This is a genomic window from Sphingobacterium sp. UBA2610 (assembly GCF_002339225.1).
Classification (GTDB): Bacteria; Bacteroidota; Bacteroidia; order Sphingobacteriales; family Sphingobacteriaceae; genus Sphingobacterium; species Sphingobacterium multivorum.
The window spans coordinates 104,878-115,651 of record NZ_DDKA01000006.1; the positions used below are offsets into that span (position 1 = coordinate 104,878).

A 10,774-nucleotide genomic window follows, 5' to 3' on the forward strand; every position below is an offset into this window, starting at 1 on the left:
TCCTCTTTTTATTCGTCCCGTAAGCTGTTTATAGGATTAGCTATGGCTGTTCGGATAGCCTGCCAACTTACTGTAATTAATGCGATGCCTATTGTTACTAGTCCCGCCAGCACAAACATCCACCATTGGATCTCGATGCGGTAAGCAAAGTCTTCCAGCCATTTGTTCATGGTTAGCCAGGCGATCGGCGAGGCGATTATCAAGGCAATTAATACGGGTTTTATAAAATCTCTGGACAGTAATGTAGTGACACCCGATACCGAAGCGCCAAGCACCTTGCGAATTCCGATCTCTTTGTTTCGTTTGGCAGCCGTAAATGAGGCTAAACCATAGAGGCCTAGGCACGCGATAAATATGGCCAATCCAGAAAAAAGACTGAGTATACGTTGTTGCCTAAGATCAGTTTTGTACAGCATATCGAATTTCTGGTCCAAAAAACTGTATTCAAACGGATATAATGGGGCTACTTTCCCAAATGCGGTTCTAATAGTTTTTAGGGCTGCAGGGAAATCTTTTGTGTTTAAGCGGATAAGGGCTACCCTTAGATCATCAGAAGGGGCAACAACTAATGCATCCATGTTTTCTTTTAGGGATAGGAAGTTAAAATCATCAATTACACCAATGATTGTCCGGGGGGATTGATCGCGGATCGTATTTTTTATCCATTTGCCAATGGCCTGTTCGGGAGTAAATCCAAGCATCGATGCTGCACTACGATTGACTAATACAGCCCTAGTGGAGTCGGTCGGGTGTTGTATTGAAAAGTTTCGGCCTGCTATTATTTTGAGTTTCAACGTACTTACATAGTCAAAATCAGTGAACTCTGTCCTTGACTTCCACTTCTCACCGTTCTTTCCTTCGACCTCGAATGTGTGGCTATCGAAGAAGCCGCCCGGTTCACCGGACATAAAGGAGACCGATGCAATATCACTGCTCACAGATAATTCGTTTTTGAATGTACGAAGGTTGTTGTACAGTTCTTCATTGTCTATTGGAATAACCACAGTCTGTTGGTTGTCGTAGCCGAGCCCTAGTTCTTTTACATATTTCATCTGCTTGGAGATAATCAGTGTACCGATGATAAGTAAAATGGATATGCTGAATTGGAATACAACCAGCGTATGTCGGAACAGTGTGCCGCCCTTGCCGAAGCGCAATTTGCCTTTTAATGCCTGTATAGGGGAGAAGGTCGAAAGGTATAATGCGGGGTAACTTCCCGCTAATAGACCTACTATAATGATAACTGCAATCAAAAAAATATAGATCGGCCATGAATTCCATGGGACTGTTAGGCTGTATCCCAATAGTTGATTATATACAGGCATGAGTAGTTGCAACAGACACATGGCGAGTGCGCAGGATATGCTGGTTAATAAAATGGATTCTCCGATAAACTGTCCCATTAATTGAAGACGTCGAGCGCCAAGTACCTTTCTTAAACCAACTTCTTTTGATCGGTCAACTGCACGTATTGTTGAGAGATTCATGAAATTGATGCAGGCGATAATCAATATAAGTATGGCGATGGAAAGAAAAATGTAAATAACCTTTTTGTCGCCATGTTTTGCGCTGTCAAATGCGCTGTGGGATTCAAGATAGACGTCTCGTAGCGGTGTAAGCGCAAGATCAAAATGAATGCCCATATTGGTAGAAACTGCTTTCATATGCCTATTCATGAAATCAGGAAACTGCTTTTCCAATTGCCTAGCATCCTTATGTTCGTCAAGTAAGATGTAAGTGAATAAATTGTTGTTTTGCCAGGCTTTAAAGGGTTCGGTATCGAGATAATTGGATAAGGGGATAATGAGATCAAAATCCAGATGTGAATTGACCGGAAGATCTTTAGCGATCCCAGTAACGGTTAATTGTTTATTTTTATCAAGCTGCAGTATTTTACCGATAGGATTTTCATTTCCAAAATATTTCTTCGCAGTTGTTTCCGTGAGCACAACACTTGTTGGATTTTTTAAAACAGTCGTTGGATTCCCTTTGATTAGCGGAAAACTAAATAGTTCAAAGAAATCGTCATCTGCAATAAAGAGTTTCTTTTCATTGAATGCAATGTTGCCAATAGAGAATAACCCATTGGCAGGCATTACCCGTACAGCTTCTTTGATATCATCGGGATAATCGGTTAATAAGGCCGTGGCATAGGGTGCCGATAAATAAGGTGCACGGTCCTTGGTGTTGTCAAAACCTCGCATCACACGATAGATGTGATCGCCTTGGTTGTGAAACTTGTCAAAACTAAACTGATTGGCGATAAACAGGAATATCATTGCACAGACCGCGATGCCTATGGTTAAGCCTAGGATATTGATAAAGGAAAAGACCTTGTTTTTCATGAGGTTTCTCCAGGCGATTTGGAAATAGTTCTTTATCATACTTTTAGTTATAAGTGTTTGTTTCGACCTTATTTAGTAATCAATCAGATAGAAGGTCCGTCTAATTTTTTTGAAAAAACACGTTCAATGCAGGTTAATTCCAAAAAAACTGCCAAATGGCTAATATGTTTATAGTCAGTGTTTTATGTAGTGTTTTTGTTGTGTAAGTGTTTGGATTCGAACACTTTGTGTTCATATTCGAACATCCTGAGGTCTGGAAATCAAAAAAAGTTTTATTTACAGGATGGTGCCTTATGTGGGTAAGGAATATGGAGAATAACATTGGGTTTGATTTTGTAAAGGAGGGTACTACGTCATATGAGAAAACAGTATGTCGCAATGTAACAACTTGTTAGTTTTATTTTGCGTTTTTCATTTGCAAATAATTTGTAAGAAGCGTATATTTGTGCCACACAAAACAAAGGTGATACCTTTTCGGGGTGTAGCGTAGCCCGGTATCGCGCCACATTTGGGATGTGGAGGTCGTAGGTTCGAATCCTGCCACCCCGACAAAAGCCACTGATAATCAGTGGCTTTTCTTATTTTCGGACATATTTCGGACTAATTATTTTTTGGAATGATAATTATCTCGTGGAATATATTATAAATGTTGTATATTTTAAAAGCGAATTATATGTCAATATTATGAATAAGAAGAACTTAACTGAAAGAGATATCTGTACAAAGTACATCACACCTGCTTTAGAAAAAGCTGGATGGGACACTCATGTTCAGTTAAGAGAAGAATTCCCGTTAACTAATGGAAGAATAATTGTACGTGGGCAACTCCATACAAGAGCTAAAAATAAAAGAGCTGATTATGCACTTTTCTATAAGCCAGGTATTCCTATTGCAATAATTGAAGCAAAAGACAATAATCATTCAATATGTGATGGTATGCAGCAGGCTCTTAAATATGGAGAATTGTTGGATGTACCTTTTGTTTTTAGCTCAAATGGTGACGGTTTTTTGTTTCATAACAATCTTGCAAAAGATGGAGAAGTTGAAACTGAGATTACATTAGACGATTTTCCATCACCTGATTTCCTTTGGAATTTATGGAAAGACCATAAAAAGCTATCGAGTGAACAAGAGATTATAGTAACCCAAGACTATTATAGTGATGGAAGCAATAAAACTCCAAGATATTATCAATTATTAGCGATTAATAAAACTATTGAAGCTATAGCTAAAGGTAATAATCGGATATTACTTGTAATGGCTACAGGTACAGGTAAAACGTTTACTGCGTTTCAAATCATTTGGAGATTATGGAAGTCTAAAGCTAAAAAGAGAATACTATTCTTAGCTGATAGAAATATTTTGGTTGACCAAACAATTACAAATGACTTTAAGCCTTTTGGTTCTGCAATGTCCAAAATATCCAAACGACAAGCTAATAAGTCTTATGAAATTTATCTTTCGCTTTATCAAGCTGTATCTGGGACAGAAGAAGAACAAAATATTTACAAGCAGTTCTCCCCTGATTTTTTCGATTTAATTGTCATTGATGAGTGCCACAGAGGGAGTGCAGGGGAAGACTCGAATTGGAGAAGAATTTTAGAATACTTTTCTAATGCTACACAAATTGGATTAACTGCAACACCCAAAGAGACCAAAGACGTATCTAATATTGATTATTTTGGAGATCCTATTTACACTTATTCCTTGCGACAAGGTATTGATGACGGTTTTTTAGCCCCCTATAAAGTAGTAAGGATAGACATTGATAAAGATGTAACAGGATGGCGACCTGATAAAGGAATGCTGGATAAATATGGGAATGAAATTGAAGATAGAATCTATAACCAGAAAGATTTTGATAAAGCCTTGGTTTTAGATAAAAGAACTCAACTTGTTGCCAAGAAAATATCTGACTTTTTAAGGCAAACTAATCGCTTTGATAAAACTATCGTATTCTGCGACAACATTGACCATGCCGAAAGAATGCGGCAAGCTTTGGTAAATGAAAATAGTGATTTAGCTGCTGATAATTCGAGATATGTTGTTCGAATTACAGGTGATAATGAGGAAGGAAAACTTGAACTGGACAATTTCATTTTTCCAGAATCAAAGTATCCTGTGATTGCAACGACTTCAAAATTAATGACTACAGGAGTGGATGCTCAAACTTGTAAATTAATTGTGCTAGACCAAAGAATTCAATCAATGACTGAATTCAAGCAAATAATAGGGAGAGGTACAAGAATAAATGAAGAATTCAATAAGTTCTATTTTACCATAATGGACTTTAAGAAAGCAACTGAGCTATTTGCAGACCCTGATTTTGACGGAGACCCAGTAGTAGTATATACTCCGAAAAAAGGAGAATCTCCTGTTCCTCCAGATGATTTGGAAAGTTCTGACAAAATCCAACCAGTTGATTATACAACAAGTGATGATTTTGATTTCTCCGATATTCAATCTTCAGATGAAGAACAGCAAAAAGTAAAAAAGTATTACGTAGCTGATGTTCCTGTTTCTGTAGTAGCTGAGAGAGTTCAATATTTTGATGCATATGGTAAATTAATCACTGAGTCATTAAAAGATTATACTAAAAAAACATTATCAAAGGAATTTTTATCTCTTGATGATTTTCTAAAAAAATGGTCTGATGCCGACAAGAAAAAAGCGATAATTTCAGCTTTAGAAGCAGAAGGTGTCTTTTTTGATGCATTATCAGAAGAAATTGGAAAAGACATTGACCCTTTTGATATCATTTGTCATGTAGCATGGGACATGCCTCCTCTCACAAGAAAAGAAAGAGCTGAAAAAGTCAAGAAGAGAAATTACTTTTTCAAATACGGAGAACAAGCACAGAATGTCATTGATGCCTTGCTGCAGAAGTATGCAGATGAAGGTGTAGTGCATATTGAAGAGACAAAAATATTAACAATTCAGCCATTTACAGAGTTTGGAACACCACTAGAAATTATTAAAAAGTTTGGCGGTATAACTGAATACGAAAAGGCTATTAGAGAATTAGAACAAGCAATATATACTGCATAAAAAAGAAAAAAACATGTCATTAAGCGCATTAATAAAAACTATTCAAGATATCATGAGAAAGGACGTTGGCGTAGATGGAGACGCACAGCGTATTAGCCAGATTGTTTGGCTACTATTTCTCAAAATTTTTGATGATAAAGAAAAGGAATGGGAAATAACTATTCCAAATTATAAGTCTCCTTTGCCTAGCAGATGCAAATGGTCTAATTGGGCTGCTAATGATGAAGGGGATACTGGAGAGGATTTAATTTATTTTGTAAACAATGATTTATTTCCTGCACTTAAGAAATTGTCAAATACAGCAGGAGTTTCACCACATGGAAAAGTTATAGGAAGTGTTTTTGAAGACGCTTATAACTATATGAAATCTGGGACATTGTTACGACAAGTGATAAATACCATTCAAAGTGATGTGGATTTTAATTCATCGTCTGACAGACATTTGTTCAATGATATTTATGAGAAGATATTAAGTGATTTACAGTCAGCAGGTAATGCTGGTGAATATTATACTCCAAGGGCAGTAACTCAATTTATGGTTGACATCCTCAATCCTCAATTAGGTGAAAAAGTATTTGACCCAGCCTGTGGAACAGGCGGTTTTTTGGTTAATGTAATTGAGCATAAAAAAAAGCAATTTAAAAACCCTGATGATATAGCTAAACTTCAAGACAACATAATCGGAATTGAGAAAAAACCCTTGCCACACATGTTGGCAATGACGAATATGATGTTACATGGAATCGATGTCCCATTAAACATAAGGCATGACAACACCTTGAGCCGTCCTTTGAAAGATTATGGATCAAAAGACAGAGTTGATGTAATTATTACAAATCCGCCATTTGGTGGTGTAGAAGAAGATGGAATTGAAAAGAATTTTCCTAAAAAATACCAGACTAGAGAAACTGCAGACTTGTTTATGGCACTTATCATGCACCTTTTAAAGCCAAATACAGGAAGAGCCGCTGTGGTTTTACCTGATGGTTTTCTTTTTGGCGAGGGTGTAAAAACAAACCTTAAAAAAGAATTGCTGAACGAATTTAATCTTCACACGATTGTCCGATTACCAAAAGGCGTTTTCAGTCCTTATACAAGTATTACAACAAATATTTTATTTTTCGAAAAAGGAGAACCAACCAAAAATGTTTGGTTTTTTGAGCACCCATATCCAGAAGGTTACAAGTCATATTCAAGAGGAAAGCCATTACAAATTGAAGAATTTGATTTAGAAAAGAATTGGTGGAAAAAACGTATTCAGAATCAATACGCTTGGAAAATTTCTATTAAAGAGATTGAAGCAAGAAATTACAATCTAGATTTTAAAAATCCATTCGAGAAGGTAATAAATCACAGAGATCCAAAAGAGCTTTTAAATGAATATGACAATCTTTTAAAAGAAAGGAGCAAAATTCAGGATTTACTAAAAAAAGAGCTTAAACAAAATCATAATGACTATGAGTTTTTATCCCATTTCGATAAATTGTTTTCATCGAAGGAAAGCATAGATAAATTGAAAAGTGTTTTATTAAGCCTAGCTATGAAAGGTGAATTTGATACTCAAAATCACAAAGATGAAGCTGCTGCAAAAATACTTAGTCAAATAGAGAGTGAGAGAAAATCACTTTTAAGACAAAAACTAATAAGCAAGCCAAAAGGCCTTCCACAAATATCAGAAGATGAAAAAAAATACAAATTGCCCACTGGTTGGGAATGGGTAAGGCTAAATAATTATGGTATATGGAAATCAGGTTCTACTCCAAGCAGAACGAATCAAGCATTCTATGCTGGAGATATTCCGTGGGTAAAATCAGGAGAGGTAAAACAAGGTAGAATAAAAGAAACCAGTGAAAAAATTACAGAACTAGCGTTAGAAAAGTGTTCCTTGCATTTAAATCCAATTGGCTCTGTCTTGATAGCAATGTATGGAGCGAATATTGGAGAAGTTGGTGTTTTGGAAATTGAAGCTGCTACAAATCAGGCTGTTTGTGCTTGTAAAACCTTTTCTCCAATTAATAATGAATTCTTGTATTATTTATTATTGTCTCTAAAATCCAACTTTATTTCACAAGGTGCTGGTGCTGCTCAGCCTAATATTTCAAGAGAAAAAATTATTAATACAGCCGTTCCTCTACCCCCATTCTATGAGCAGGAAAGAATAGTCAAGAAAATTGAGGATTTATTCAAACTCTCTGATTTACTTGAATCAAACATTGAAGAATCTTCAAAGAAACAAACACAAATTCTTAGTTCATTCTTATCAAATATTGAGATATGAGGATGTTACATATTCACATAATATCAGAATACAAGAACTTAAAGGACTTTAAGATTGATTTTGACGGAAGTAGTTTTATTGACATATTCGTTGGAAAGAATGGTGCTGGTAAATCAAATTTCTTCGAGGCGAGTTTGGAAATTTTAAAACATCTTTTTGACAATGAACATCCTATACGTTTCGATTATAGAATAAGATATGAAATAGATGGTGAAATAGTAGACATAACTTGGAAAGATAACAGTTGGAAAGATTCAGACGGAAGCCCCACAAGATCTTTACCCGCAAATAAGCGGCCTAATAATGTGCTTATATATTACTCTGGTCACAACTCGACTATAAAAGATTTTATATCAGTTAACGATCAGAAGCATAAAGAAAAAATTAGTAGGAACAGAAATAGTCCGAACTTCAACCAGGATGATGCTAGGCCATTTTTTAGAATTGGAACTGATTATAAATCTCTTTTATTGGCAGTAATGCTTTTACAAAGTGAAGACCTAAATGCCAAAATATTCATCCTTAAAAAGTTAGGAATTAGGTCAATAGGCAATGAGGTAAAACTTGTATTCAAGAGGCCTGAATATGCAGAAGGCAAGGAGGAAATAATTTTTGATGAATTTAATGATGAAGAGAGATTTTGGGGAGCACAGGGATTTTTCAAGACATTTTTGAATCAAATTTGGGGAGTTGAGAAAATTGCGGACAATCCTGTTCGGGAAGAAGGTTATATTTATACGGAAGAAAAAGAAGAATATATTCTTTATAGGAGCTTGCAGTCATTTCAAAATATATTTAATACAACGGATGCATTAGAACTATTTGTTTCCTTTGATAACTTAATTACTATTGGTATGCTATCAGATATTTCAATTGAAGTAGAATTGAATTCGGGTAAGAAAATAGATATTAAGCAATTTAGTGATGGTCAATTCCAATCTATTTACATCTATACGATTACAGAGTTGTTTAAGAATAAGAATTGTATTTCTTTATTAGACGAACCAGATTCTTTTTTACATCCTGAATGGCAGTATGATTTTTTAAAACAAGTTTGTGAAATTTCAGATGAATCAAGTGAAAGTAATCATATAATTATGAGTAGTCATAGTGCAATAACTTTAATAAAATTTATTAAGAGCAGAGTAAGCTATTTTGATTTAAATGAACAAGGAAATGTAAGATCATACACTATTCCCAAAAGAATCGCTATTGATAAATTAAGTGAGAGATTGATACGTTACAGCGAACACGAGCAATTATTAAGTATCATTAACACCATTCAAATTGAAAAGAAACCTGTTCTTTTTACCGAAGGGAAAACAGATCCTATAATAATCAAAGAAGCTTGGAATAGGATATATCCAGATAGAGAAATTCCGTTTATTCCATTTTACGCTTTTGGCCATAGATATCTAGTTCAATTGATGAAAGATCCAGAAGTTATAAGTGATATGCAAGGTCTGCCAATTTTTGGCTTATTTGATTTTGATAAAGCATACAACAGTTGGAATGGATTTTCAACAAATGATATATGTACAAACGTATATGATGGTCTGATTAAACAGATGGATGATAATGAGGTTTATGCAATTATGTTGCCCGTACCTAATGGTAAACCAATAACTAAACAAGTCGTAAATGTCGCAACCGGTGGTACTTTTGGTGAACATTCTTTAATGGCTATTGAACATCTCTTTCAGCATATTCCAGCAATTGAAGCCATGTTTGAACCAGACCTTAGTCTTCCTTCTCAATTTTTAAGATTTCAAGGTGATAAGGTAAATTTCAGTAAGAATCTTGTCCCTACCTTTGATGATGAACCATTTCAAGTTTTTAAACCAATTTTTGATTTTATAGAAACTAAAATACCGCAAAATTGATCACACGCACTCTAAAAATAGATATTGAATCACATCTACAAGGAGTTGCAAGCAATAAATGAAATTCATTTTAGATTTGCTTTGGTCATAGTTGTTTGTATTTAACATTACCTCTTCAAAACTAAAATTTTTATATAAAATGAATGGCTAACCGATCTTTGGCCTTTTGATTTTGATGAAGCATATCAGTAGCGGAATTCAGTTACAAAAAACAAAGACCTATTGGATACAAACCTAAAAAATGCCTTACTATGCAATTAAATGATAATGAAAGCTATACTATCTTTATTTGTGTGCCAAATATTCCAGAAATAATTCCTCAAGTATTAAAATGTGATGGTACTTCATTTGAGAGTTACTGGAAACTTGGATTAGAGCATTTATATTATTCAGAAAAGATAAAGGGATATTTTAATGAAATAGAAGTAACAGAAGGAGTCAGGTATAATAGGGGATTTTAAAACTCCCCTTCATCTCTGAATGAATAGTAACTATCAGCAGTTAGAACTATGTGATCTAGTAGTTGTATATCTAATACCTTGCCTGCTTCAATGATTTTATTGCTCTCTTCTATTTCTATTTTTATCTGTGCCTCTTTACTTATTCATAAATAATTTGAAATATTATTTTTTTCATTAAACTACTCTAATAAATAGATGCCAAGATGTATTGCCGATTTGTTTAATATATCTATATTTGTATTATCGAATTACAAAATATATGTGAGTAAAACGGTGAGTAGTTCTTAAGTTAAGTAGTCAACATTTTGATATATAGATATTTGCGTGTAGGTTGATTCGTCCTGCCACCCCGACTTAAAAGCTCTAACGAAAGTTAGGGCTTTTTTTGTTTCAGGGCAAGGAGCGAACCTAGGGCCTTTAGGATATTATTAAGTTTGATCCGGAGTAGACTTAGTCAGGTCCAGCCAATCCCACTATTTTAGCTACCTAACCGATAACTTCGCTATTCAGGGCAGTCATGCTGGTTTTTATAATTATTTTGGATCGAAATCGACATGTGTTTTAAATGTTTTGTAAATTATTTTACAATAAATCAGCTTGTTAGGTGTTATGTGAAGAATATTTTTGAAAAAAACATATTTTTAGTTTACTTTTGTGCCACACAAAACAAAGGTGATACCTTTTCGGGGTGTAGCGTAGCCCGGTATCGCGCCACATTTGGGATGTGGAGGTCGTAGGTTCGAATCCTGCCACCCCGAC

General features: G+C 35.0%; 6 protein-coding genes and 2 tRNA genes. 6 read left to right on the top strand and 2 right to left on the bottom strand.

Going from position 1 to position 10,774, the window contains the following annotated elements:
* Positions 1-8: 8 nt before the first annotated feature.
* Entirely contained in the window at positions 9-2,384 is a 2,376-nt protein-coding gene (locus B4Z47_RS04635; RefSeq protein WP_115046681.1) for an ABC transporter permease, read from the bottom strand.
* Positions 2,385-2,820: 436 nt separating this feature from the next.
* Between B4Z47_RS04635 and B4Z47_RS04640 the strand changes: the two genes are divergently transcribed.
* The 5 genes from B4Z47_RS04640 (at position 2,821) to B4Z47_RS04660 (ending at position 10,015) form a co-directional block, all read left to right on the top strand.
* A tRNA-Pro gene (locus B4Z47_RS04640) sits at positions 2,821-2,894 on the top strand.
* Between the two features lie 135 nt (positions 2,895-3,029).
* A complete protein-coding gene (hsdR, locus tag B4Z47_RS04645; RefSeq protein ID WP_115046683.1) occupies positions 3,030-5,393 on the top strand; it encodes an EcoAI/FtnUII family type I restriction enzme subunit R in 2,364 nt (787 codons plus the stop codon).
* Between the two features lie 13 nt (positions 5,394-5,406).
* Positions 5,407-7,671 (top strand): N-6 DNA methylase, encoded by a 2,265-nt coding sequence (locus tag B4Z47_RS04650; protein ID WP_201640125.1) that lies wholly within the window; start codon positions 5,407-5,409, stop codon positions 7,669-7,671.
* 2 nt (positions 7,672-7,673) lie between these two features.
* Entirely contained in the window at positions 7,674-9,554 is a 1,881-nt protein-coding gene (locus tag B4Z47_RS04655) for an AAA family ATPase (RefSeq protein WP_201303580.1), read from the top strand.
* Positions 9,555-9,805: 251 nt separating this feature from the next.
* Positions 9,806-10,015: a hypothetical protein gene (locus tag B4Z47_RS04660; RefSeq protein ID WP_115046691.1), complete on the top strand. Its 210-nt coding sequence runs from the start codon at positions 9,806-9,808 to the stop codon at positions 10,013-10,015.
* Here the strand turns inward: B4Z47_RS04660 and B4Z47_RS04665 are convergent.
* A complete protein-coding gene (locus B4Z47_RS04665) occupies positions 10,012-10,158 on the bottom strand; it encodes a JAB domain-containing protein (RefSeq protein WP_115049399.1) in 147 nt (48 codons plus the stop codon). The two genes, B4Z47_RS04660 and B4Z47_RS04665, sit on opposite strands and share 4 nt — an antisense overlap.
* Before the next feature lie 541 nt (positions 10,159-10,699).
* On the opposite strand from B4Z47_RS04665, the gene B4Z47_RS04670 reads away from it, so the two are divergent.
* Positions 10,700-10,773 (top strand) — tRNA-Pro (locus B4Z47_RS04670).
* The last annotated feature ends 1 nt before the right edge of the window (position 10,774 follow it).